The following is a 24129-nucleotide window of genomic DNA, read 5'->3' as shown; positions in this document are numbered from 1 at the left end:
GCCTGCGTACAGCCCGTCAATCTTTTTTCAGCAAGCGGACCGCCAGTACGTCGCACGGTGCGCCATGCAGCACGTCATTGGCAGTGGAACCCAGCAACAGCGCCAGGCCATGGCGGCCATGGCTGCCAACCACGATCAGGTCGCACTGCTGCTCTTTGGCCAGTTGGTGGATTTCTTGCCGGGGCTGGCCGTAGGTCAGGTGCGAGTCGCCGCGGTTGATGTCCGGGTACTTGGCGAACAGGCGGTCCATGCGCTCCTTGGCCTGGTCGAACTGCTGTTGTTGCAGCTGCGACAGGTCCATGGGTACATCCCCCCCAAAGGCCATCGCCATAGGCTCGACGATGTGCACCAGGGATACCTTGGCGTTGGACGGGGCGGCCAGGGCCATGGCGCGCTTGATCACCGGGTCGCATTCTTCAGTCAGGTCGACGGCGACCAGAAGATGTTCATAGATCATGAGCTGTACTCCAGACAATCGCATTAGATGAAGTATGGTCGCTTTCGGGCGGGTCTTCCGTGAAAAATGGCTAACCGGCTCATTTGCAACGTTTTATGGGAACTACTGATATGACGGTATTGCTGGTGGTGTCAATCCTTGCGCTGATTCTCAGCCCGCTTTCCTGGCTGCGCTCGTCGCGCCAGCAGAGCGAGCAGATGCGCCTGCGCCTGGAGGCCCGCCGCATGGGCCTGGCCATGCAACTGGCGCCGCAGCAGTGGCCGCATTGGCTTGAGCGGCAACCGCCAAGCCCTTGTCCGCAATACCATCGGGCCCGTCGGCGTGGTCACCAGGACAGCTTCAGCTTCTGGCAGGTCAGCCCGGGCGTGTGGTGGAACCAGTGGCGCGAACCGTGTGAGGATCCACGTTTTGTGGACGCGCTGGCCCGGCTGCCTGCCAGCGTGTACAAGGTCGAGGCAAACGCGCAAATGATCGCCCTGTACTGGACCGAACGCGGTGATAGCGCTGTATTGCAAGATGTTGCTCACGTGCTCGAAACCCTCGCCTGATCCTCACCCCCTCACTTGCACTGATGCCACGGTCCCACCTGGGCCGGCATCTGCCGCTTCCGGTTTGTAATACCCAGACTCACATGCAGCCCCCGGGCCTGAGTGTGGTCAATCGCTGACGTGAATGCACCTCGATCATTGTCATCATCGTTCGTATCAGGCCGGTACAAAATGACCGGAAAGTCGCGTTTTCGACCCGTTCGGCAGCATTTGACAACGCTGACCTTTTCGGAGAATGTGTGCACACCCAAATCAAACGGGCGTATGAATTGAGCGTTTGTATGGCACTGCGCCAATTCATGCCCCGGCGAGCGCGCTGACGGGTGTGCCTGGGGCAGGGCAGGCGAGCCTGCTTTTGCTGCAGTGATCGGCGTGTACAGTTCAGCTTCCATATCGTGGAGATCAGTTGATGATTTACGAAGGTAAAGCCATCACGGTTAAGGCTCTTGAAAGTGGCATCGTCGAACTCAAGTTCGACCTCAAGGGTGAGTCCGTCAACAAGTTCAACCGCCTTACCCTGAGCGAGCTTAGCCAGGCCGTCGATGCCATCCGGGCCGACGCCTCGGTCAAGGGCGTGATCGTCAGCAGTGGCAAGGACGTGTTCATCGTCGGCGCCGACATCACCGAGTTCGTCGACAACTTCAAGCTGCCCGAGGCCGAACTGGTCGCCGGCAACCTGGAAGCCAACCGCATCTTCAACGCCTTCGAAGACCTCGAAGTACCCACCGTGGCCGCCATCAACGGTATCGCCCTGGGCGGTGGCCTGGAAATGTGCCTGGCCGCCGATTACCGGGTCATGTCCACCAGTGCCCGTATCGGCCTGCCGGAAGTCAAGCTCGGCATCTACCCAGGCTTTGGCGGTACCGTACGGCTGCCGCGCCTGATCGGCTCGGACAATGCCATCGAGTGGATCGCCGCCGGCAAGGAAAACCGTGCCGAAGACGCACTCAAAGTGGGTGCCGTAGACGCTGTGGTTGCGCCTGAGCTGCTGATGGCGGGCGCGCTCGACCTGATCAAGCGCGCGATTGGTGGCGAACTGGACTTCAAGGCCAAGCGCCAGCCGAAGCTTGAGAAGCTCAAGCTCAATGCCATCGAGCAGATGATGGCGTTCGAAACCGCCAAGGGCTTCGTCGCCGGCCAGGCAGGCCCGAACTACCCGGCCCCTGTCGAGGCCATCAAGACCATTCAGAAGGCGGCCAACTTCGGCCGTGACAAGGCGCTGGAAGTGGAGGCAGCAGGCTTTGCCAAGCTCGCCAAGACCTCGGTTGCCGAAAGCCTCATCGGCCTGTTCCTGAACGACCAGGAGCTCAAGCGCAAGGCCAAGGCCCATGATGAAATCGCCCATGACGTGAAGCAGGCCGCCGTGCTCGGTGCTGGCATCATGGGGGGCGGCATCGCCTACCAGTCGGCGGTAAAAGGCACGCCTATCCTGATGAAGGATATCCGCGAGGAAGCCATCCAGCTGGGCCTGAACGAGGCCTCCAAGCTGCTGGGCAACCGCGTGGAGAAGGGCCGCCTGACCCCGGCCAAGATGGCGGAAGCGCTCAATGCCATTCGCCCTACCTTGTCCTACGGTGACTTTGGCCATGTCGACATCGTGGTCGAGGCAGTCGTGGAGAACCCCAAGGTGAAGCAGGCCGTGCTGGCCGAGGTAGAGGGGCATGTGGGTGACGATGCCATCCTGGCCTCGAACACTTCGACCATCTCCATCAACCTGCTGGCAAAAGCGCTGAAACGCCCGGAAAACTTCGTTGGCATGCACTTCTTCAACCCGGTTCACATGATGCCGCTGGTAGAAGTGATCCGTGGCGAGAAGTCCAGTGACGTTGCGGTCGCTACCACCGTGGCGTACGCCAAGAAAATGGGCAAGAACCCGATTGTGGTCAATGACTGCCCGGGCTTCCTGGTCAACCGCGTGCTGTTCCCTTACTTCGGCGGCTTCGCCAAGCTGGTCAGCGCTGGCGTCGACTTCGTGCGCATCGACAAGGTCATGGAGAAATTCGGCTGGCCCATGGGCCCGGCCTACCTGATGGACGTGGTTGGCATCGACACTGGCCACCACGGCCGTGACGTGATGGCCGAGGGCTTCCCGGACCGCATGAAGGACGACCGTCGTTCGGCGGTGGATGCCCTCTACGACGCCAACCGCCTCGGCCAGAAGAACGGTAAGGGCTTCTATGCCTACGAAACCGACAAGCGTGGCAAGCCGAAGAAGGTGGCTGACGCCACGGTGCTCGACGTGCTCAAGCCTGTGGTATTCGAGCAGCGTGAGGTCACCGACGAGGACATCGTCAACTGGATGATGATCCCGCTGTGCCTGGAAACCGTGCGCTGCCTGGAGGACGGTATCGTCGAAACCGCCGCCGAAGCGGACATGGGCCTGGTTTACGGTATTGGCTTCCCGCCCTTCCGGGGTGGTGCGCTGCGGTACATCGACGCCATCGGTGTGGCCGAATTCGTTGCCCTGGCCGATCGCTACGCCGATCTGGGCCCGCTGTACCACCCGACCGCCAAGCTGCGTGAAATGGCCAAGACTGGCCAGCGCTTCTTCAACTGAGCGGTCAACGAGCTAGAGCGAGAGATTTGATATGAGCCTGAATCCAAGAGACGTGGTGATTGTCGACTTCGGTCGCACGCCCATGGGCCGCTCCAAGGGTGGCATGCACCGCAACACCCGCGCCGAAGACATGTCGGCGCACCTGATCACCAAACTGCTGGAACGCAACGACAAGGTCGATCCCAAAGAGGTGGAAGACGTGATCTGGGGGTGCGTCAACCAGACCCTGGAACAGGGCTGGAACATTGCCCGCATGGCCTCCCTGATGACGCCCATCCCGCACACCTCGGCTGCGCAGACGGTCAGCCGCCTGTGCGGTTCGTCGATGAGCGCGCTGCACACCGCTGCCCAGGCCATCATGACCGGCAACGGCGATGTCTTCGTGATCGGCGGCGTCGAGCACATGGGCCATGTGAGCATGATGCATGGCGTGGACCCTAACCCGCACCTGTCGTTGCACGCGGCCAAGGCCTCGGGGATGATGGGCCTGACCGCCGAGATGCTCGGCAAGATGCACGGCATCACCCGAGAGCAGCAAGACCTGTTCGGCGTGCGTTCGCATCAGCTGGCCCACAAGGCTACGGTGGAAGGCAAGTTCAAGGACGAGATCATCCCCATGCAAGGGTATGACGAGAATGGCTTCCTCAAGGTGTTCGACTTTGACGAAACCATTCGCCCGGAAACCACGCTTGAAGGCCTGGCCTCGCTCAAGCCTGCGTTCAACCCCAAGGGGGGGACCGTGACTGCGGGCACGTCGTCGCAGATCACCGACGGTGCCTCGTGCATGATCGTGATGTCGGGGCAGCGTGCGATGGACCTGGGTATCCAGCCGATGGCGGTTATCCGTGCCATGGCAGTGGCCGGCGTAGACCCGGCAATCATGGGCTACGGGCCAGTGCCCTCTACCCAGAAAGCCCTCAAGCGTGCGGGCTTGACCATGGCCGATATCGACTTCATCGAGCTCAACGAAGCCTTCGCTGCGCAGGCCTTGCCAGTGCTCAAAGATTTGAAAGTGCTCGACAAGATGGATGAGAAGGTTAACCTGCACGGCGGCGCCATTGCCTTGGGCCACCCGTTCGGTTGCTCGGGGGCACGTATTTCCGGCACCCTGCTCAACGTCATGAAGCAGAACGGCGGTACCTTGGGGGTGGCGACCATGTGCGTCGGCCTGGGCCAAGGGATCACCACTGTCTTCGAACGCGTCTAAACGCGTAAGCTGACAGCGACCGGGGCCTTGTGCCCCGGTTTTGTTTTTTCTACCGTTTTGACCCAGAGGTGGGCGGCATGCAGATACAGCCAGGTGTGTACCGGCATTACAAAGGGCCTGAGTACCGTGTCTTCAGCGTTGCGCGACATTCCGAAAGCGAGGAGTGGATGGTGTTCTACCAATGCCTGTATGGTGACTACAGCTTTTGGGTGCGCCCCCTTGCAATGTTCTGTGAGTCGGTTGAGGTTGACGGCGAACAGGTGCCACGCTTTGCTTTGGTCAAGGCCGAAGAGGGCCTGGCAGGGGTGTCGGACAAGTCGCACGGCTGATCAGCCGAACTTGACCTCGCACTTTTGCCACTATATATAGCGGTGCCGCGTCTGGCACCTGACGTGTTTTTTATCTTCAGATTCAGGAATACACCGATCCATGGGCAAATCGCTGGTCATTGTGGAATCCCCGGCCAAGGCCAAGACCATCAACAAGTACCTGGGCAACCAGTACGTGGTGAAGTCGAGTATCGGCCACATCCGAGACCTCCCCACCAGCGGTTCGGCCAGCGCCAGCAAAGAGCCCGCCGCCAAGCGTGGCAAGGCGGCCGCGGGTGAGGCACCGGCCCTTTCGCCGAAAGAAAAGGCTCGCCGTCAGCTGGTTGCACGCATGGGCGTCGACCCGGACCACGGCTGGAAGGCCAAATACGAGATCCTTCCCGGCAAAGAGAAGGTGATCGACGAGCTGCGTCGCCTGGCCAAGGATGCTGACACCATCTACCTCGCAACCGACTTGGACCGCGAAGGGGAAGCCATTGCCTGGCACCTGCGCGAAGCCATTGGCGGCGACGACACCCGCTACAAGCGCGTGGTGTTCAACGAGATCACCAAAAAAGCCATCCAGGACGCGTTCTCGCAACCGGGGGAGCTGGATATCGACCGGGTCAACGCGCAACAGGCCAGGCGCTTCCTGGACCGCGTGGTGGGCTACATGGTCTCGCCATTGCTGTGGTCCAAGATCGCTCGCGGCTTGTCCGCCGGGCGCGTGCAGTCGGTGGCGGTGAAGCTGGTGGTGGAGCGTGAGCGTGAAATTCGTGCGTTCATCCCCCAGGAATACTGGGAAATCCACGCCGACCTCGGCACTGCAAAAAATGCCAAGGTGCGTTTCGAGGTCGCCCGTGAGAACGGTGAAGCCTTCAAGCCGCTGAATGAAGCCCAGGCCATGGCGGCCCTGGACAAGCTCAAGGCGTCCAGCTACAGCGTGGTCAAGCGTGAAGACCGCCCGACCAGCAGCAAGCCGTCGGCGCCGTTCATCACCTCGACATTGCAGCAGGCTGCCAGCAACCGCCTGGGCTTCGGCGTGAAGAAGACCATGATGATGGCCCAGCGTCTGTACGAAGCGGGCTACATCACGTACATGCGTACCGACTCCACCAACCTGTCCGTGGACGCCCTGGACATGGCGCGCAGCTACATCGAGCGCGAGTTCGGCAAGCAGTACCTGCCTGAAGCGCCCATGGTCTATGGCAGCAAGGAAGGCGCGCAGGAGGCCCACGAGGCTATCCGCCCTTCGGACGTCAACACGCACCCAACCAAGCTCAGTGGCATGGAGCGTGATGCCGAGCGCCTGTACGAGCTGATCTGGCGCCAGTTCCTGGCCTGCCAGATGCCACCGGCCCAGTACCTGTCCACCAGCGTGACCGTGGCGGCAGGTGACTTCGAATTGCGTGCCAAGGGCCGCATTCTGAAGTTCGACGGTTATACCCGGGTACTGCCGCAGCAGAGCAAGCCGGGCGAAGACGATGTGCTGCCAGAGATGGTGCAGGGCGAAGCCATGAAGCTGATGCAGCTCGACCCGAGCCAGCACTTCACCAAGCCGCCAGCGCGTTTCACCGAGGCCAGCCTGGTCAAGGAAATGGAAAAGCGGGGCATTGGCCGCCCGTCAACCTATGCGGCGATCATTTCCACCATCCAGGACCGCGGCTATGTGACGTTGCACAACCGCCGTTTCTACTCCGAAAAAATGGGCGACATCGTAACCGAGCGCCTGTCGGAGAGCTTCGCCAACCTCATGGACTACGGCTTTACCGCCGGCATGGAAGAGAACCTGGACGACGTGGCCCAGGGTGAGCGCGACTGGAAGAACGTGCTGGACGAGTTCTACGGCGACTTCAGCAAGAAGCTGCAGACTGCCGAGTCCAGCGAAGACGGCATGCGCGCCAACCAGCCGACCATGACCAACATCGCCTGCAAGGAATGCGGCCGGCCGATGATGATTCGTACCGCCTCGACCGGTGTGTTCCTGGGCTGCTCCGGTTACAGCCTGCCGCCCAAAGAGCGCTGCAAGGCGACCGTCAACCTGGTGCCGGGCGATGAGATTGCCGCCGACGACGAGGGTGAGTCGGAGTCGCGGGTACTGCTAGGCAAGCACCGCTGCCCAATCTGCGCCACGGCGATGGATGCGTACCTGCTGGACGAGAAGCACAAGTTGCACATTTGCGGCAACAACCCTGACTGCCCAGGTTACGAGATCGAAGAGGGTAGCTACCGCATCAAGGGGTACGAAGGGCCTAGCCTTGAGTGCGACAAGTGCGGCAGCGAGATGCAGCTTAAAACGGGCCGGTTCGGCAAGTTCTTCGGCTGCACCAACCCGGCCTGCAAGAACACCCGCAAGCTGCTGAAAAGTGGCGAAGCGGCGCCGCCGAAGATGGACAAGGTGGACATGCCCGAGCTCAAGTGCGAAAAGGTGGATGACACCTACGTGCTGCGTGACGGTGCGTCAGGCTTGTTCCTGGCTGCCAGCCAGTTCCCGAAAAATCGGGAAACCCGTGCGCCGTTGGTCTTGGAGATTGTGCCGCACAAGCACGAGATCGATCCCAAGTACCACTTCCTGTGCGATGCGCCTGCCAAGGACCCGGACGGCCGCCCGGCGGTGATCCGCTACAGCCGCAAGACCAAGGAGCAGTACGTGCAGTCTGAAGTCGACGGCAAGCCGACTGGCTGGAAGGCGTTCTACGATGGCAACGCCTGGAAGGTCGAAGACAAGCGCTGAGCAACAGCGTGTATTGTATTGGGGCCGCTATGCGGCCCTCGTCATTCATGAGCCGTCTAATTCGCCATGCAGCCTGATGGGAGGGCATAGAAATGGCCCAGGAAGTCTACACCCGTACCAACCAGAAACTGTTTTTTGCCGGGCTTGCGCTTGAATCCATGGCCAAGGCGGAACAAAGCCAGGCCATGAACGCGCAGGGCCTGGTCCAGGCAGAGCGTGAAGCCGCGCTGTTTCACCTGTATGGCGCATTGCTAGGGCTGTGTCATGAGGTCAGTGCTTTCTACCGTCTTCCAGCTGCTGCCAGTGTGGAGCAGGCCTTGGCGGATGATGCGCTTAATGGCCTTGCCATCCCAGAGGTTGCAGAACTGCTGGAGCTTGCCCGTCAGCGGGAGACCTGGCTGGCGCAAATGCTGGGGGCTTACGCCGACCTGTTCCGGCCGCCCGTCGCACGCAAGGCGCCAAAAACTGACGTCACTCAGCCGCTGATCCAGGCTGTAAGCCTTGATGAGCCGGCCACCGAACCACTGTCGAGGGATGAGTTGGAAAGCTGGCGCTCTAACCTCAAAGCGCTCGTCAGGCGTTTTCGCGACGCGTTGAGTGAGTGCTGAGTCCAGCCAGCGCTGGTACAATGCTGGCCTTTCGTGGAGAACCGCCGTTTATGTCTACGTCTTTTCTGGAAATTGTCGAGTTGCCTGATGGCCGCATCGAACTGCGTCGCGCCGAGGATGAGGGCTCATTGGTAACCTTGGATTTCTCGGAGGATGCCAAGGTGTTTCTGCAGGGTCAGCATGTGGAGGTGGCCAAGGCCATGCTCAGCGTTGGCGTGCAAATGGCCGGGCGGCTTATGGATGGCGAGCTTGAGCGGGAAGAAGGGCCGCGCGTACTGCATTGAGGTGCGTCACGCTTAATGTTCTATGTGGTCGCAGGCAAGGCCTGAACATCAGCCAAAGCGGATGTTCAGGCTTTGTGCATTACCCGTGCTGGCAGCGCGGACCAACTGCTGGCGTGCAGTTGCGTTGACGTTGCCCAGCCAGCTGACCACGGTATGGCTGCGCCCCAGGCGCAGCGCTTCGCAGGTCAGTTGCAACGGGCTCTTGTTGCCGCGAGGGTGCAGCAGCAGGATGCGCTCACGGTTGAGGCCGGCATCCCGTAGCCACGCCTGGGTCAGGCTGGACGGCGGGGCGATCAGGGTGAGCCAGCGGGCTTCGTCCTCTTCGCTCAGTTCGCGCAGTACCGGTGCCAACAAGGTCTGGCAATGGCTGGGTGCGCCGTGCAGCGACAACTCGCTGAACAGGTCGGGCGCGCTGCTCTGGCGACTCAGTTCGCTGGCTTTCAGCCCAGGCAATACAGGCTGTGCGAGGAATGCTTCGAACAGGGGCAACTGGACTTGCTCGTGTGCGTGAATGATCTGCTGCATGACGCCTCCTGGATCAGCGGCGAATGACGCCGACGCTCAAGCCCTCGATCACCAGTTCCTGTTCTTTCAGGTTGACTTCGATGGGGGCGAATTCTGGGTTTTCAGCGAGCAGCCAGACCTTGTTGCCTTCGCGCTTGAAGCGCTTGACGGTCACCTCGTCGCCGATGCGGGCCACGACGATCTGCCCGTTACGGGCTTCGCGGCAGGTGTGCACGGCCAGCAGGTCGCCATCTAGAATACCGACGTCCTTCATGCTCATGCCGTGGACGCGCAGCAGGTAGTCGGCCTGAGGGTGGAAGAAGGCAGGGCTGATGTTGCACGATTGCTCGATGTGCTGCTCGGCCAGAATGGGGGCACCCGCTGCCACCCGACCGATGATCGGCAGCCCGGCTTCTTCGGCCTTGGCTTCCAGGCCCGGGATGCGAATGCCGCGCGATGCACCAGGGGTCATCTCGATGGCGCCTTTGCGGGCGAGTGCCTTGAGGTGTTCTTCTGCGGCGTTGGGGGACTTGAACCCGAGCTCCTGTGCAATCTCGGCGCGGGTCGGCGGGAAACCGTTGTCCTCAAGGCAACGCTTGATGAACGCGAGGATTTCGGCTTGGCGTGGCGTCAGTTTCAACATGATCAGCGCTCTGTCTTTTTGTACAGTGACTGGGATTATATACAGTATTGGGGTGGCTGCAAGCCTCTAGCCTCAAGCTGCAAGTGGCAAGCTGCAAGTGGCGAGTAATAAGCATCCCCGGCAAGGGCCGGCAGGGCAGCCCAGAACGGGGAGGAAGCAGGTGAGACTGGCCGGTCACGGAGCCTTGACAGACGCAGGGTTGAAACGTATGTTTCAAACACCTGTTTGTCTGGCGGAGCGCGCGGAGTAATCATGGCCCAATCGGAAACCGTTGAACGCATTCTCGATGCTGCCGAGCAGCTGTTCGCGGAAAGAGGGTTCGCCGAAACCTCGTTGCGGCTGATTACCAGCAAGGCCGGGGTCAACCTGGCTGCGGTAAATTACCATTTCGGCTCCAAGAAAGCCCTGATCCAGGCCGTGTTCTCGCGGTTCCTGGGGCCGTTCTGCGCCAGCCTGGAGCGCGAGCTCGAGCGCCGTCAAGCCAAGCCGGAACCCAAGCCGACCCTCGAAGAACTGCTGGAAATGCTGGTTGAGCAGGCGCTGGTGGTGCAGCCGCGCAGCAACAATGACCTGTCGATCTTCATGCGCCTGTTGGGCCTGGCCTTCAGCCAGAGCCAGGGGCACCTGCGCCGCTACCTCGAGGACATGTATGGCAAGGTGTTCCGCCGCTACATGCTGCTGGTCAACGAGGCTGCGCCGCGCATCCCGCCGCTGGAGCTGTTCTGGCGCGTGCACTTCATGCTCGGCGCTGCTGCCTTCAGCATGTCGGGTATCAAGGCGCTGCGGGCTATTGCGGAAACCGATTTTGGCATCAACACCTCCATCGAACAGGTGATGCGCCTCATGGTACCTTTCCTGGCGGCCGGCATGCGTGCCGACACCGGTGTCACCGACCCGGCCATGGCCAGTGCCCAGTTGCGCCCGCGCACCAAGGCCGCCCCCGTGGTTTCCAGCGCCAAGGCTTGATGCCGCCACGCCGCGAGGCTGCGGCGCGCGCCACCCCGTCTCAATTCAAGGATTACCCATGACCGTCAGCCTGCAAGGCTCCCTGATGGTGGATATCGCCGGCCAATGGCTGACCGCCGAAGACCGCCACCTGCTGCGTCAACCCGAAGTGGCGGGGTTGATCATCTTTGCCCGCAACATCGACAGCCCGCGCCAGGTGCGTGAGCTGTGCGCCTCCATTCGCGCCATCCGCCCTGACCTGGTGCTGGCAGTGGATCAGGAAGGCGGCCGCGTCCAGCGTCTGCGCCAGGGGTTCGTACGGCTGCCGGCCATGCGGGCATTGGCGGACAACGGCAATGCCCTGTACCTCGCCGAGCAATGCGGCTGGATGATGGCCACCGAAGTGCTGGCGGTTGGCCTGGACCTGAGCTTTGCCCCAGTGCTCGACCTTGACCACCAGCGCAGCGCCGTGGTGGGCAGCCGAGCCTTCGAGGGTGACCCGCAGCGCGCTACCGATCTGGCTGCCGCGTTCATCCGGGGCATGAATGCGGCGGGCATGGCTGCCTGCGGCAAACACTTCCCTGGCCACGGCTGGGCTGAAGCGGACTCCCATGTGGCCATCCCGACCGACGAGCGCAGTTTGGCGCAATTGCGCCAGGCCGACCTGATTCCCTTCAGCCGCCTCAGTGGGCAGCTGGCGGCGGTGATGCCGGCGCATGTCATCTACCCGCAGGTCGACGACCGCCCGGCTGGCTTTTCCCGGCGCTGGCTGCAGGATATCCTGCGCGGCGAGCTGGGCTTCGACGGTGTGATCTTCAGTGACGACCTGTCCATGGCCGGGGCGCATGTGGTGGGTGACGCCGCCAGCCGAATCGAGGCGGCCCTTACCGCCGGCTGCGACATGGGCCTGGTGTGCAATGACCGGGCTGCAGCGGAGCTGGCGTTGAGCGCAGCGCAGCGTATGCAGGTGAAGCCCTCGCCACGTATCGCACGCATGCGCGGCCAGGGCTTTGCCTGCACGGACTACCGCCAGCAACCGCGCTGGCTCGAGGCGTTGGGGGCGTTGCGCGAGGCGCAGTTGATCGACTGACCCCGCGGCTGCGGGGTCGGCATGGTTCCGTACCCGTTAGCGGCCGCGCTTACCCGGCAGTGGTGCAAACAGGGCTTCGATTTCCTCATCCCCCAGGCGCCATTGCCCGGCCTGCCCGCCGTCGAGCAAGCTGGCGGCCAACGCTGCCTTGTCTTGTTGCAGCAGCTGGATCTTCTCCTCGACGGTGCCGCGGGTAATCAGCTTGAACACGAACACCGGCTTGTCCTGGCCAATGCGGTAGGCGCGGTCGGTGGCCTGGCTCTCGCTGGCCGGGTTCCACCAGGGGTCGAAGTGGATCACGGTGTCGGCAGCGGTCAGGTTCAGCCCCACGCCGCCTGCCTTCAGGCTGATCAGAAATACCTCGCTGTGACCCTCCTGAAACTGTTGCACCGGTGTGCGCCTGTCACGGGTATCCCCTGTGAGCAGGCTGTAACGTATGTGATGCTTTTGCAGTTCCTGCTCGATCAGGGCCAGCATCGAGGTGAACTGGGAGAACAGCAACACCCGCCGCCCTTCACCCAGCAACTCGGCGAGCATCTCCATCAGTGCACCCAGCTTGCCCTTGTCGGCCTGGTTGCCCCGGGTCTCCACACTCTTGACCAGGCGCAGGTCGCAGCACACCTGGCGCAGTTTGAGCAGCGCATCCAGGATGACGATCTGGCTGCGCGCCGCGCCACTGCGGGCAATTTCGTCGCGAACCTTTTTGTCCATCGCTACCCGCACCGCCTCGTAGGTGTCGCGCTGGGCGTCGCTGAGCTCGACCCAGTGCACCATCTCGGTCTTGGCTGGCAGCTCGGTTGCGACCTGTTCCTTGGTACGGCGCAGCAGAAACGGGCGGATACGGGTCACCAGGTGGGCCAGCCGCTCACTGTCGCCTTGACGCTCGATCGGGTTACGGTAGTCCTGGTTGAACCGCTTCAGGTCGCCCAGCCAGCCGGGCATCAGGAAGTGAAAGATCGACCACAGCTCGCCAAGGTTGTTTTCCATCGGCGTGCCCGTCAGGCATACGCGCTGGTTGGCCTTGAGCTCGCACACCGCTTGCGCAGCCTTGCTGGTGCTGCTCTTGATGTTCTGCGCTTCGTCCAGGATCAGCACGTGCCAGGGTTGATCCTGCAAATAGCCCAGGTCGCGGGGCACCAGTGCATAGGTGGTCAACACCAGGTCGTATTCGTGCAGGTTTGCAAAGTGCTTGTTGCGCGAAGGGCCCTGGAGGGCCAGCACGCGCAGTTCGGGGGCGAAGCGCTGGGCCTCGTCCAGCCAGTTGGGTACAAGGCTGGTGGGCATCACCACCAGGGCCGGCGAGCCGAGCCTGCCGGCTTCTTTTTCCAGCAGCAGGTGCGCCAAGGCCTGCAGGGTTTTGCCCAGCCCCATGTCATCGCCCAGGATGCCGCCCGTGCCCATCTCGCGCAGCGCCTGCAACCAGTTCAGGCCTTGCTGCTGATAGGGGCGCAGGCTGGCCTGTAGCCCTGTGGGTGGTGGCACCTGCAGGTCGCGGGCATCGCGCAGGCGGCGGCCCAGGTCGCGGACATGCGCGCCGCCTTCCCAGTGCAGGGGCAGCCCATCGACTTCGTTCAGCCGCGCGGCATCGGCGCGGTCCAGGCGTACGGCGGGGCCGGCCTCGTGTTCACCGAGGTACAGCCCGCCCAGGGTCGCCATGACCGCCTTGACCCGGCCATAGGGCAGGGCGACGCGCAGGGCAGGGCTGTCCAACCGCCCGCGGTTCAGGTCAATCAGCAGGTGTTCGTCATCGTTGCGTTTGGCCAGTTCGCTGGGGCGTAGCAGTTCGGGGCTGCTGCGCAGCAGTTGCAGCACGATGGGTAGCAGGCTGTGGCGCTGCCCTTCGACCACGATGCCCAGTTCCAGGTCGAACCATTCATGGCCTGGCGCTTCATCGATGGACGCATACCAGTCATCCACTTCCTGCAGGTTGAAGGCAAAGTCGCGGTGCATATCTATTTGCCAGCCCGCATCACGCAGCTGCCCTGCGCCTTCGCGCGCGAACTTCAGCCATGCTTCGTCGTCGGCGAGTTGGAACATTTCACCCGCGCTGTCAGGCAGTGCCTTGCTCTGCCGCGTTGCCACCTTGAAGCCCATGTCGCGCAGCGCTTTGCGCAACCGTTGCTCAGCTTCGGGCTGGCGGCGGATGCGTTGGCTGGTGCTGCCCACCAGGCGGGTCAGGGGCTTGTCGTCATTGCCACTCGCCCGCAAACCATCGTAGTCGAAGGCCAGTGCGGCGCGGTGCTGCAACTGCCGCTGCATGCGGCCGGTCTTGGGCATGTAGGCGGTGAACTCGACACTGCCCAGGGTCAGGTGGGGCGTGGGCGGGATGTCGTCGATCAGTTGCTCCTGTACGGGCGCCGGGGTGGGCACCTGATGGCTGAGCGCGTTGAGTTTATGGCTGAGAGGGACGACCAGGTGCTCAGGCACCACAGGGGCGACGGTCAGTTGCATGGCCGTGTGCGGGTTCAGGGTGTGCTCGACCGTGCCGACTTCTTTTGTATCGATATCGAGGTAGTAGAGTGGTACCAGGGGGATGACACACAGCATCTGCCCCCCTTCGCTCACCCAGGTGCCGCGATAGGCACCGCTGTCCAGCCGTACCCAGCGAAACTCGGCCTTGAGCGCAGGCCCCTGGCGCAGCAGCGGCAGCTCTGGTAGGTACAGCAGGCGCCCGGTATCAAGGGCGCGCTGGAACAGCTCGCCGCCTTCGTGACCCCTCAGCCGGTAGCCGCGATCCTGGCCGCCGCCCTGGTTCAGTGCCGAAAGCAGCCGCAGGATGCGGATGTCGTCCTCGGTGACGAAGTTCGGCGGCTGATACAGGTAATCGTAAAGTGACTGCACACGGCTGTAACGGATGCCATCGGCAGTGCGTGTGCCTTTGCGCACCATCAACGAGCAGCTGTCGTCGTTCTCGAGCCTGAGTTCGTAGCACACCATGCGCCCGCGTTTGTCCTTGCCTTCTTCGGTTTTGCGGGGTGCCTGCTCCAGGCCGGTCAGCCAGTGCTGAAGCTCGGGCGAGAGGGTCGCGCTTTTGGGTGCGGCGGGCGCAAGGCTGGCGTAAGGGTCACAGATTGAAAAAAGCACAGCGGCGCAGTGTTTGCAGTTGACCTGCACGGGGCAGGTGCAGTCCCCGTCGATCATGCACCGCCCGTTTTCCAGGGTGACGAAGATCGTCTGACTGTAGCGCTGCCCGCGGCTTCCCTCGCACGTGGCGGAAATCAGCTGTGTGTCTACGGCCTCCAGTTCGACCCTGCCTTCTTCGGCGTATTTCTCGCCCCGCTGCAAAGCGCCACGGTCGAAGCATTTGACCCAGTTCGGATTGTCGCTCAAGCATTCGAACGCATCTCTTGCCATGGCTTACTGCTCCAGCAATTCCGGGTCCATGGGCGGCATTTTGGGCGTGCCCGGCGGCGTTACTTTCAGCAGCAAGGCCAAGTGGCCGCCGTCGAGGAAGGTGAGTTGGCCGGCCTTGACGTTGCTGTTGGCCTGCCTGAACTGCTCGCTTTGCAACACGCTGCCATTGCCGTCGAGCTGGTTGACCCACAGGTTGGCCTCCACCGTGATGAAGCGGCCCTGGCCAATGCTGAGGTTGCCTTCGATAGGGAAGTGGCCGAACTGCTCGTTGCCCTCACCCAAGGCAATACGGCTTGGCCCATCGCCCACCTGCTGCTGCCAGGCCCGGTGCATCAGCACGGTGTAGTCTGCCGTGGCCTCCAGGCGGGTGGCTTCATCTTCAAGGGCAGGGCGCTGTTCGGCGTCCTTGCCAAGGCGTGGGGCACCGGCACTCCAGTTTTCAGGCGCGAACGGGCTGGTGAAGGCGGGCACGTTGTTTTGCCGTACCAGTATCATTTCTACCTGGTACAGGCCCTGGGCGAATGCGCTGGGGGCAAAAGCCGCCAGCAGCAGGGTCAGGCAACGGATGGCACGCATGGGTCTTCCTTAAGCAGGCTGTGGTGTCAGGCGCTCGAACAGCGCCTCCAGGGTATTGAAGCGTTCGTCGGGCCGTTCCATCGGGACCATGAAGCGGAACTGGGTAGCACCCTCGAACTTGTAGCGTTTGGGTTGGCCCTGGATCAGCTTGATCAGGATCAATGGGTCGACCGGGGTTTCGGCCTCGAACTCGAGCTTGCCGCCGTTGGGGCCGGCGTCGACCTTCTTGATGCCGAGCTTTTCTGCCTGCAGCTTGAGCGCCGTCAGGCGCATCAAGTTCTTGGTCGGCTCCGGCAGCAGGCCGAAGCGGTCGATCATCTCCACCTGCAGGTCCTTGAGGCCTTCTTCGTCGGCGGCCGAGGCGATGCGCTTGTACAGGATCAGCCGCGCATGCACGTCCGGCAGGTAGTCTTCCGGGATCAGCGCCGGCAGGCGCAGGTTGATCTCCGGGCCGCCGCCCAGTGGCTGCTCGAGGTTGGGCTGGGTGCCCTTGCGGATGGCCTTGACCGCGCGCTCGAGCATTTCCATGTAGAGCGTGAAGCCCACCGCCTGGATCTGACCACTCTGGCCTTCGCCCAGCAGTTCGCCAGCCCCGCGGATTTCCAGGTCGTTGGTGGCCAGCACGAAGCCGGCCCCCAGGTCCTGGGTGTTGGCGATGGCTTCCAGGCGCTTTTCGGCGTCGGCGCTCACCTTTTGCCGGGTGGGCGTGAGCAAGTAGGCGTAGGCCTGGTGGTGGCTGCGGCCTACCCGGCCACGCAGCTGGTGCAGCTGGGCCAGGCCGAACTTGTCGGCGCGCTCGATGACGATGGTGTTGGCGCTGGGCACGTCGATGCCGGTTTCGATGATGGTCGAGGCCACCAGCACGTTGAAGCGCTTGTGGTAGAAGTCGCTCATCACCTGCTCCAGCTCACGCTCGCGCATCTGGCCGTGGCCGATGCCGATGCGCGCCTCAGGCACCAGCTCTGCCAGGTCGGCGGCGCACTTCTCGATGGTTTTTACATCGTTGTGCAGGTAGTACACCTGGCCGCCGCGCAGCAGTTCGCGCAGCAGCGCTTCCTTCACCGTGCTGTTGTTCTGCTCCATGACGAAGGTGCGCACCGACAGGCGGCGTGCCGGCGGCGTGGCGATGATGGACAGGTCACGCATGCCGGCCACTGCCATGTTCAGCGTGCGCGGAATGGGCGTGGCGGTGAGGGTGAGGATGTCGACCTCGCTGCGCAGCGCCTTCAGTTGTTCTTTCTGGCGCACGCCAAAGCGGTGCTCTTCGTCGATGATGGCCAGGCCCAGGTCCTTGAAGCGCACATCGTCCTGCAGCAGCTTGTGGGTGCCGATGAGGATGTCGATCTTGCCCTCGGCCAGGTCCGCAGCGGCGCTGGCCACCTCCTTCGCGGACTTGAAGCGGCTCATGACCTCTACGGTCACCGGCCAGTCGGCAAAGCGGTCGCGGAAGCTGTTGTAGTGCTGCTGCGCGAGCAAGGTGGTAGGCACCAGTACGGCCACCTGGCGGCCACTGTGCACCGCGATGAACGCGGCGCGCATGGCCACTTCGGTCTTGCCGAAGCCCACGTCGCCGCACACCAGGCGGTCCATGGGCTTGGGCGCCAGCATGTCGGTGCGCACCGCTTCGATGGCCGCCTGCTGGTCAGGGGTTTCCTCGAACGGGAAGCCGGCACTGAAGGTGGCGTAGTCGGCGGCCGGGTCGGCGAAGGCATAGCCCTTGCGCGCGGCGCGGCGGGCATAGATGTCGAGCAGTTCGGCGGCCACGTCGCGCACCTGTTCGGCGGCCTTGCGCTTGGCTTTTTGCCAGGCTTCGGAACCCAGCCGGTGCAGCGGGGCCAGGGCATCGTCGCTGCCGGTGTAGCGGGCGATGAGGTGCAGGTTGGCAACCGGCACGTACAGTTTGGCGCCCTCGGCATACTCCAGGGTAAGGAACTCGGCGGCCTGGCCGTCGATTTCCAGCGTAGCCAGGCCCAGGTAACGGCCAACACCGTGGTCGATGTGCACCACGGGCGCGCCTTCGCGCAGTTCGGTCAGGTTCTTGATGACGGCGTCGTTGGCGGTTTCGCCGCGCTTGTCACGGCGCCGGCGCTGCATCACGCGCTGGCCGAACAGCGGGCTCTCGGCAACCAGGGCAATGGCGGGGTCGTCCAGCACCAGGCCTTCGTCCAGCGGGGCGATGGTAATGGCCAGGCGCTCGCTGCCGGTGATGAAGTCTGCCCAGCCCTCGACCGTGTGCGGGCGCAGCTTGAGCCGCTCGAGCAGCTCCAGCAGCACTTCGCGGCGCCCGGCGGATTCGGCGGTGAACAGCACGCGGCCGCCGAACTGGTCGAGGAAGGCTGACAGCTCGGCCAGTGGCTGGTTGGCCTTGGCTTCGATCGCAAGGTTGGGCAGCGCCCGGGCAGCGAAACGCGCGCGGCCAGCGCCAGCGTCCAGGTCCTCGCTGCTGACCACCACCCGGGGCCATTGCTTGAGCCGGGCGAAGCAGTCTTCTACCGGCAGGAACAGTTCGGCCGGGGGCAGCAGCGGGCGGCTCAGGTCGCCGCGGCGGTCTTCATAGCGCCCGCGCACGTCGTTCCAGAAGTGCTCGGCGGCCTGCTCCACGCCTGGCAGCGAGAACACCTGGGTGTCGGCGGGCAAGTAGTCGAACAGGGTGGCGGTTTCTTCGAAGAACAGCGGCAGGTAGTACTCGATGCCCGCCGGGATGATGCCGCTGGCGAGGTCCTGGAAGATGGCGCTGCGGCGGAAGTCGACGTCGAAGCGCTCGCGGAACCGCGCCTTGAAGCGGGTCACTTCTTCCTTCTGCATCGGGAATTCCCGCGCCGGCAGCAGCCGGATCGAATCCACCTTGTCGATGGAGCGCTGGGTTTCCGGGTCGAAGGTGCGCAGCGTTTCGATCTCGTCATCGAACAGGTCGATGCGGTAGGGCAGTTTGCTGCCCATGGGGAACAGGTCGATCAGGGCGCCACGCACGGCGAACTCACCGTGTTCGTACACGGTATCGACGCATCGATAGCCCGTGGCCTCCAGGCGGCTGCGCATCTGCTCTACGTCGATGGTCTGGCCTACGTCCAGCACCAGGCTGCTGCCCAGCAGAAACCGTGTAGGCGCCAGGCGGTGCAGGGCGGTGGTGATGGGAACCACCAGGATGCCGTGGCTGAGCTCCGGCAGCCGGTACAGACTGGCGATGCGCTGGGAAATGATGTCCTGGTGCGGCGAGAACAGGTCGTACGGCAGGGTTTCCCAATCGGGAAACGGCAGCACCGGCAGCTCGGGGGCGAAGAACTTAAGCTCTTGCTCGAGGCGGTCGGCGGCCTGGCTGTCGGCGGTCAGCAGCAGGGTGAAGCGGCCAGCGCTGCTGGCGGCCTCGGCGATGGCAAGGCTGAGGGCGGCCCCGGGCAGGTTGCCCCAGGTTTGTTTGCCGGCCGTGGCCGACAGTTGCGGTAGGCGCAGAACTGACACGGGAGATGGCACTCCAAGCGTTGCGGCAAAGAGGTCGATTGTACCGGTGACCGTGCCGGCTGTCAGGCTTGGATGGGCATGATTGCTGGCCTGCGTCACCGCGACAGGCGCTCATTGCCGGTTACGCATCGGGGCGTCATAATGTAGCCCCTTTTTTCTGTCCCTACATGTGGAAGGTTCCCGTGACTCAGAAGCCCGACCAGTGTCTTGGTGAGTGGATCGATCGTGAAGCCCTGGCTGAAGCGATGATCCCGCTTATCGGTCAGCTCTACCGCAACAACAATGTGGTGAGCTCGATTTATGGCCGTAGCCTGATCAACCGTTCGGTTATCTCGATCCTCAAGGCGCATCGCTTTGCCCGTCATCGCCAAACCGACGAAACCGAACTGTCTGTTCACGAGACATTCCCCCTGCTCAAGGCCATGAGCGAGCTGAAGCTGGGCGCCGCTTCGGTCGACCTGGGCAAGCTGGCCAACAAGTTCAAGCAGGAAGGCAACGGCCGCACGGCCGAGCAGTTCGTCCGCGAAGAGCTGGCCGAAGTGGTTGGCCAGCAGAATGCTGCTGCGCGCAAGGGCACCGACGTGGTGCTGTATGGCTTCGGTCGCATCGGCCGCCTGCTGGCCCGCATCCTGATCGAAAAAACCGGTGGTGGCGACGGCCTGCGCCTGCGTGCCATCGTTGTGCGCAAAGGCGCTGAAAACGACCTGGTCAAGCGCGCCAGCCTGCTGCGTCGCGACTCGGTGCACGGCCCGTTCGATGGCACCATCACCATCGATGAAGCCAACAACACCCTCACCGCCAACGGCAACCTGATCCAGATCATCTACGCCAAGAGCCCGAGCGAAGTCGACTACACCCAGTACGGGATCGAGAACGCACTGATCGTCGACAACACCGGCGTATGGCGCGATGCCGACGGCCTGGGCCAGCACCTGGCCTGCCCGGGTGCTGGCCGCGTGATCCTTACCGCACCAGGCAAGGGCGCGCTGAAGAACATCGTGCACGGTATCAACCACGGTGACATCGCTGCCGATGACAAGATCATCTCGGCCGCCTCCTGCACCACCAACGCCATCGTGCCGGTGCTCAAGGCTGTCAACGACCAGTACGGCATCATCAATGGTCACGTCGAAACCGTTCACTCGTTCACCAACGACCAGAACCTGATCGACAACTTCCACAAGGGCAGCCGTCGTGGCCGTGCCGCGCCGCTGAACATGGTCATCACCGAAACCGGTGCTGCCACCGCTGCCGCCAAGGCCTTGCCAGTACTCAAGGGCAAGCTGACCGGCAACGCCATTCGCGTGCCGACGCCGAACGTGTCGATGGCCATCCTGAACCTGAACCTGGACAAGGCCACCACCCGCGAAGAAATCAACGAGTACCTGCGCCAGACCGCCATGCACTCGGAGCTGCACAAGCAGATCGACTACGTCAGCTCGCAGGAAGTGGTGTCCACCGACTTCGTCGGTTCGCGTCACGCCGGTGTGGTAGACGCCGAGGCCACCATCTGCAACGACAACCGTGTCGTGCTGTACGTGTGGTACGACAACGAGTTCGGCTACAGCTGCCAGGTGGTGCGTGTGATGGAAGAAATGGCCGGGGTCAACCCGCCAGCATTCCCACACTGATACGCCTGCAAGGCCATGAGCAGACGGGAACCTTCGGGTTCCCGTTTTCGTTCTGGCCGGCGGCGGCCAGGTGAGTGCCGGGGTGACTCCATCCGGCATTTGACGGAGAATGGCCGACGCTTTTGTGCAGTGGCTGGGTGACTGCCCCGCATTCGGCAGGCGTCGAAAGGCGAGTGAAAGCACCAGCAGGGATGATCAACGCCAGGGAATCGGTGACCCTATGTAGTGCGGGTAAAATTGGCCTACGACGCGACCAAGGGTTAATGTGCGCGGCGTTCACGCTTGATTAGACTGCACCCGAATTTTCTCATGGCGCCCTGGCGACATGATCGCGCCCCGCAAGCGACCGTGGCTTGCGGGCCAGTTCTGAAGGAGTACGCATGGCTGTCTACAACTACGACGTAGTGGTGCTGGGTTCCGGCCCGGCCGGTGAGGGTGCGGCGATGAACGCCGCCAAAGCAGGGCGCAAGGTGGCGATGGTGGACAGCCGTCGCCAGGTCGGGGGTAACTGCACTCACCTGGGTACCATTCCGTCCAAGGCACTGCGTCACTCGGTGCGGCAGATCATGCAGTTCAACACCAACACCATGTTCCGCGCCATCGGTGAGCCGCGCTGGTTCTCGTTCCCTGATGTGCTGAAAAGCGCCGAAAAGGTCATCGCCAAGCAGGTGGCTTCGCGCACCGGCTACTATGCGCGCAACCGCGTCGACCTGTTCTTCGGCACGGGCAGCTTCGCTGACGAACAAACCATCGAGGTGGTGTGCCCCAACGGTGTGGTTGAAAAACTCAACGCCAAGCACATCATCATCGCCACCGGCTCGCGCCCCTATCGCCCTGCCGATATCGACTTCAACCACCCGCGGGTGTATGACAGCGACACCATCCTCAGCCTCAGCCACACCCCGCGCAAGTTGATCGTATACGGGGCCGGGGTGATCGGTTGCGAATATGCCTCCATCTTCAGCGGCCTGGGCGTGCTGGTGGAGCTGGTGGACAACCGGGGGCAGTTGCTCAGCTTCCTGGATTCGGAAATTTCCCAGGCGCTGAGCTACCACTTCAGCAACAACAACATCACCGTGCGCCATAACGAAGATTACGAGCGCGTGGAAGGGCTGGACAACGGTGTGATCCTGCACCTGAAGTCGGGCAAGAAGATCAAGGCCGATGCCTTGCTGTGGTGCAATGGCCGTACCGGCAACACCGACAAGCTGGGCCTGGAGAACATCGGCATCAAGGTCAACAGCCGCGGCCAGATCGAAGTGGACGAGGCCTACCGCACCAGCGTGTCGAACATCTATGGCGCGGGCGACGTGATCGGCTGGCCGAGCCTGGCCAGTGCTGCCCACGACCAGGGCCGTTCTGCCGCTGGCAGCATCGTCGACAACGGTAGCTGGCGCTTCGTCAACGATGTGCCCACCGGCATCTACACCATTCCCGAGATCAGCTCCATCGGCAAGAACGAGCAGGAACTCACCCAGGCCAAGGTGCCGTACGAGGTGGGCAAGGCGTTCTTCAAGAGCATGGCGCGGGCGCAGATTGCCGGTGAGCCCCAGGGCATGCTGAAAATCCTGTTCCACCGGGAAACCCTGCAAGTGCTGGGCGTGCACTGCTTCGGCTACCAGGCTTCGGAGATTGTGCACATCGGGCAGGCGGTGATGAACCAGCCTGGCGAACTGAACAACCTGAAGTACTTCGTCAACACCACTTTCAACTACCCGACCATGGCCGAGGCCTACCGGGTAGCGGCGTACGACGGCCTGAACCGGCTTTTTTGAGCGGCTCCGACCGGTGGCCTGAGCCGGTCGGAGAGACCGAATTCAACCCTGCCCGAGGGTGGTCCTGGCCAAACCGGGAAAGTCTGTAATCAGGCTGTCCACGCCGAAGTCGGCGAGCCTTCGCATCAGCGCGGGTTCGTTGACCGTCCACACCGACACGTGCAAACCCTGGCCCTGCGCTTTGAGCAGGCGCTCGGGGGTGCACAGTGTCCAGTTCAGCGCCAGCATCTGGCAGCCGTAGTTCTGGGCCACTTTCAGCGGGTCCAGCCAGGCGTACTCGGCCACCAGGCCGCGCTGCACGTCCGGCACCAGTTCCTGGGCGGCGCCCAGTACTTCACGTGAACTTGACGTGATGGTCACCTTGTCCAGCAGGCCGTATTGCTGTGCCAGCTCGCGAATGGCCAGAACCGTGGTGGCGGCGCGGGTGCGCGAGGCGCTTTTCACTTCCAGCTGCCAGTGCTCGAACGGGCACTTCTCGAACAGCTCCTCGAGCCGCGGAATAGGGCAGGGCTGCACCCAGCCCGGGCCGCCGCTGCGTGCGTCGATCTTGACCAGGTCTGCCGCCGGGTGCTCGACCACCTTGCCGCGTTTGCCTGTGGTGCGTTTGAGGCTCGGGTCGTGGATGACCATGAGCTGGTTGTCTGCCGACAGGTGCAGGTCCAGCTCGCAGCGCATCACGCCGTGAGACAGGCACTGGCGGAAACTGTTGAGGGTGTTCTCGGGTGCTTCGCCCTTGGCGCCGCGATGGCCGTAGATCAGGGTCACGTTCGTTCCTTCAAATCAGAGAGAAAAGGCATTCAGGACGCAGGGTCGTTGTGTTCCAGTTGCTCACGTCGCTGTTGTTGCTGGCGCTGCAGAATATAGCGGGCCAGCAATTGACGCTGGGCGTCTGTCATGTCGGTAAATTCGGTGCCAATGTCGAAACCGCCCTGGCTGCGCGGGTCGCAATGGGTCACCTTGCCGCGCAGCAGCAGGCCATGGGCGCGCGGCATCAGCACCAGTTTCACCTTCACGCGGGTGCCCGGTGGCACGGGCGTGGCCTGCACGCATTCGATGCCGCCTTCGGAGATGACCACCGGTTGCGGTTGGCCCACTTCGCCGAGCAAGGTCTGGGCCACCACTGCGCTGAGCAGGTCCAGGCGTTTGTTCTGCGCCCGCAGGAACGCGGCCAGGGTGCGGTCCTTGTCGCTCAGCTGGCGCAGCAGGTGCTGGGCCTCGAAGTCGGACAAATGCAGTTCGCTGAGCAGGTTGAACAGAGGGGATTCATCCTGCAGCACATCTGGCTCAAGGGCTTGCGCTGCGCTCAAGGGGCTTAATTGAAGTGCGATGCGGTCTGCGATGCGGTAGTATTCGCGGCGATCTTCTTCGTCTAATGTCGTCATGGCGAACCCTAGGTAGCGGCAGTGGTCCGAGTGTAAAGCCGCCGCAGGCGCCTCGCCACAAGGACGT

General features: G+C 62.9%; 19 protein-coding genes. 11 read left to right on the top strand and 8 right to left on the bottom strand.

The genetic code is table 11. The annotated features are described in order from the left end of the window. Window positions 1-16: 16 nt before the first annotated feature. Window positions 17-457 (bottom strand): universal stress protein, encoded by a 441-nt coding sequence (locus IAE36_RS12435; protein WP_028632467.1) that lies wholly within the window; start codon window positions 455-457, stop codon window positions 17-19. A 110-nt stretch (window positions 458-567) separates the two neighbouring features. On the opposite strand from IAE36_RS12435, the gene IAE36_RS12430 reads away from it, so the two are divergent. From IAE36_RS12430 to IAE36_RS12400, 7 genes are all read left to right on the top strand, one after another. Next, complete coding sequence (locus tag IAE36_RS12430) at window positions 568-1005, top strand: hypothetical protein (RefSeq protein WP_201212667.1); 438 nt, start codon at window positions 568-570, stop codon at window positions 1003-1005. A 409-nt stretch (window positions 1006-1414) separates the two neighbouring features. Further along, entirely contained in the window at window positions 1415-3562 is a 2148-nt protein-coding gene (fadB, locus tag IAE36_RS12425) for a fatty acid oxidation complex subunit alpha FadB (protein ID WP_201212665.1), read from the top strand. Between the two features lie 31 nt (window positions 3563-3593). Then, window positions 3594-4769, top strand: a complete 1176-nt coding sequence (gene fadA, locus IAE36_RS12420) for an acetyl-CoA C-acyltransferase FadA (protein ID WP_028632470.1) — start codon at window positions 3594-3596, stop codon at window positions 4767-4769. A 77-nt stretch (window positions 4770-4846) separates the two neighbouring features. Beyond that, window positions 4847-5098, top strand: a complete 252-nt coding sequence (locus tag IAE36_RS12415; RefSeq protein ID WP_028632471.1) for a DUF1653 domain-containing protein — start codon at window positions 4847-4849, stop codon at window positions 5096-5098. Between the two features lie 100 nt (window positions 5099-5198). Then, the gene (topA, locus tag IAE36_RS12410; RefSeq protein WP_201212663.1) at window positions 5199-7811 is read left to right on the top strand and encodes a type I DNA topoisomerase; all 2613 of its coding nucleotides are present in this window, start codon (window positions 5199-5201) and stop codon (window positions 7809-7811) included. A gap of 92 nt (window positions 7812-7903) precedes the next feature. Next, the gene (locus IAE36_RS12405; protein ID WP_201212661.1) at window positions 7904-8419 is read left to right on the top strand and encodes a DUF6586 family protein; all 516 of its coding nucleotides are present in this window, start codon (window positions 7904-7906) and stop codon (window positions 8417-8419) included. A 50-nt stretch (window positions 8420-8469) separates the two neighbouring features. Continuing rightward, window positions 8470-8703, top strand: a complete 234-nt coding sequence (locus tag IAE36_RS12400; protein WP_028632474.1) for a hypothetical protein — start codon at window positions 8470-8472, stop codon at window positions 8701-8703. 48 nt (window positions 8704-8751) lie between these two features. Here the strand turns inward: IAE36_RS12400 and sulA are convergent, their stop codons facing one another. Further along, entirely contained in the window at window positions 8752-9228 is a 477-nt protein-coding gene (sulA, locus tag IAE36_RS12395) for an SOS-induced cell division inhibitor SulA (protein WP_201162763.1), read from the bottom strand. A 13-nt stretch (window positions 9229-9241) separates the two neighbouring features. Continuing rightward, window positions 9242-9850 carry a transcriptional repressor LexA gene (lexA, locus tag IAE36_RS12390; protein WP_028632476.1) on the bottom strand — a complete coding sequence of 203 codons (609 nt, stop codon included), beginning with the start codon at window positions 9848-9850 and terminating at the stop codon, window positions 9242-9244. A 252-nt stretch (window positions 9851-10102) separates the two neighbouring features. Between lexA and IAE36_RS12385 the strand changes: the two genes are divergently transcribed. Continuing rightward, window positions 10103-10816 carry a TetR/AcrR family transcriptional regulator gene (locus IAE36_RS12385; RefSeq protein WP_060482180.1) on the top strand — a complete coding sequence of 238 codons (714 nt, stop codon included), beginning with the start codon at window positions 10103-10105 and terminating at the stop codon, window positions 10814-10816. 70 nt (window positions 10817-10886) lie between these two features. Continuing rightward, window positions 10887-11885: a beta-N-acetylhexosaminidase gene (gene nagZ / locus IAE36_RS12380; RefSeq protein WP_201212711.1), complete on the top strand. Its 999-nt coding sequence runs from the start codon at window positions 10887-10889 to the stop codon at window positions 11883-11885. A gap of 36 nt (window positions 11886-11921) precedes the next feature. Here the strand turns inward: nagZ and IAE36_RS12375 are convergent, their stop codons facing one another. Genes IAE36_RS12375 through mfd form a run of 3 tightly spaced genes read right to left on the bottom strand, consistent with a single transcriptional unit; the run spans window position 11922 to window position 19274 of the window. After that, entirely contained in the window at window positions 11922-15239 is a 3318-nt protein-coding gene (locus tag IAE36_RS12375) for a DEAD/DEAH box helicase (RefSeq protein WP_201212659.1), read from the bottom strand. A 3-nt stretch (window positions 15240-15242) separates the two neighbouring features. Beyond that, window positions 15243-15815, bottom strand: a complete 573-nt coding sequence (locus tag IAE36_RS12370; RefSeq protein WP_201162766.1) for a CsiV family protein — start codon at window positions 15813-15815, stop codon at window positions 15243-15245. Between the two features lie 9 nt (window positions 15816-15824). Further along, window positions 15825-19274, bottom strand: coding sequence for a transcription-repair coupling factor (mfd, locus tag IAE36_RS12365; protein WP_201212657.1), 3450 nt, complete (start codon window positions 19272-19274; stop codon window positions 15825-15827). Window positions 19275-19441: 167 nt separating this feature from the next. Between mfd and IAE36_RS12360 the strand changes: the two genes are divergently transcribed. Both IAE36_RS12360 and sthA read left to right on the top strand, forming a co-directional pair. Further along, window positions 19442-20905: a glyceraldehyde-3-phosphate dehydrogenase gene (locus IAE36_RS12360; protein WP_033727928.1), complete on the top strand. Its 1464-nt coding sequence runs from the start codon at window positions 19442-19444 to the stop codon at window positions 20903-20905. Between the two features lie 380 nt (window positions 20906-21285). Continuing rightward, entirely contained in the window at window positions 21286-22680 is a 1395-nt protein-coding gene (gene sthA / locus IAE36_RS12355; protein WP_060482182.1) for a Si-specific NAD(P)(+) transhydrogenase, read from the top strand. Between the two features lie 42 nt (window positions 22681-22722). Here sthA and IAE36_RS12350 read toward each other — a convergent pair whose 3' ends face one another. Continuing rightward, a complete protein-coding gene (locus IAE36_RS12350) occupies window positions 22723-23445 on the bottom strand; it encodes a glycerophosphodiester phosphodiesterase (protein ID WP_201162767.1) in 723 nt (240 codons plus the stop codon). A 32-nt stretch (window positions 23446-23477) separates the two neighbouring features. Further along, window positions 23478-24062: a PilZ domain-containing protein gene (locus tag IAE36_RS12345; protein ID WP_201162768.1), complete on the bottom strand. Its 585-nt coding sequence runs from the start codon at window positions 24060-24062 to the stop codon at window positions 23478-23480. Between the last annotated feature and the right edge of the window lie 67 nt (window positions 24063-24129).

The sequence above is a fragment of the Pseudomonas sp. S36 genome (genome assembly GCF_016647875.1).
In the GTDB taxonomy this organism is placed as follows: Bacteria; Pseudomonadota; Gammaproteobacteria; order Pseudomonadales; family Pseudomonadaceae; genus Aquipseudomonas; species Aquipseudomonas parafulva.
The sequence above is the reverse complement of the archived record's forward strand: the minus strand, read 5'-3'. Positions and strand labels throughout refer to the sequence as shown.

Excerpts from the sequence above, each read along its gene's own strand:
- IAE36_RS12435 (WP_028632467.1), bottom strand. The coding sequence starts at position 457 with ATGATCTATGAACATCTTCTGGTCGCCGTCGACCTGACTGAAGAATGC.
- IAE36_RS12430 (WP_201212667.1), top strand. The coding sequence starts at position 568 with ATGACGGTATTGCTGGTGGTGTCAATCCTTGCGCTGATTCTCAGCCCG.
- fadB (WP_201212665.1), top strand. The coding sequence starts at position 1,415 with ATGATTTACGAAGGTAAAGCCATCACGGTTAAGGCTCTTGAAAGTGGC.
- fadA (WP_028632470.1), top strand. The coding sequence starts at position 3,594 with ATGAGCCTGAATCCAAGAGACGTGGTGATTGTCGACTTCGGTCGCACG.
- IAE36_RS12415 (WP_028632471.1), top strand. The coding sequence starts at position 4,847 with ATGCAGATACAGCCAGGTGTGTACCGGCATTACAAAGGGCCTGAGTAC.
- topA (WP_201212663.1), top strand. The coding sequence starts at position 5,199 with ATGGGCAAATCGCTGGTCATTGTGGAATCCCCGGCCAAGGCCAAGACC.
- IAE36_RS12405 (WP_201212661.1), top strand. The coding sequence starts at position 7,904 with ATGGCCCAGGAAGTCTACACCCGTACCAACCAGAAACTGTTTTTTGCC.
- IAE36_RS12400 (WP_028632474.1), top strand. The coding sequence starts at position 8,470 with ATGTCTACGTCTTTTCTGGAAATTGTCGAGTTGCCTGATGGCCGCATC.
- sulA (WP_201162763.1), bottom strand. The coding sequence starts at position 9,228 with ATGCAGCAGATCATTCACGCACACGAGCAAGTCCAGTTGCCCCTGTTC.
- lexA (WP_028632476.1), bottom strand. The coding sequence starts at position 9,850 with ATGTTGAAACTGACGCCACGCCAAGCCGAAATCCTCGCGTTCATCAAG.
- IAE36_RS12385 (WP_060482180.1), top strand. The coding sequence starts at position 10,103 with ATGGCCCAATCGGAAACCGTTGAACGCATTCTCGATGCTGCCGAGCAG.
- IAE36_RS12375 (WP_201212659.1), bottom strand. The coding sequence starts at position 15,239 with ATGGCAAGAGATGCGTTCGAATGCTTGAGCGACAATCCGAACTGGGTC.
- IAE36_RS12370 (WP_201162766.1), bottom strand. The coding sequence starts at position 15,815 with ATGCGTGCCATCCGTTGCCTGACCCTGCTGCTGGCGGCTTTTGCCCCC.
- IAE36_RS12360 (WP_033727928.1), top strand. The coding sequence starts at position 19,442 with ATGTGGAAGGTTCCCGTGACTCAGAAGCCCGACCAGTGTCTTGGTGAG.
- sthA (WP_060482182.1), top strand. The coding sequence starts at position 21,286 with ATGGCTGTCTACAACTACGACGTAGTGGTGCTGGGTTCCGGCCCGGCC.
- IAE36_RS12345 (WP_201162768.1), bottom strand. The coding sequence starts at position 24,062 with ATGACGACATTAGACGAAGAAGATCGCCGCGAATACTACCGCATCGCA.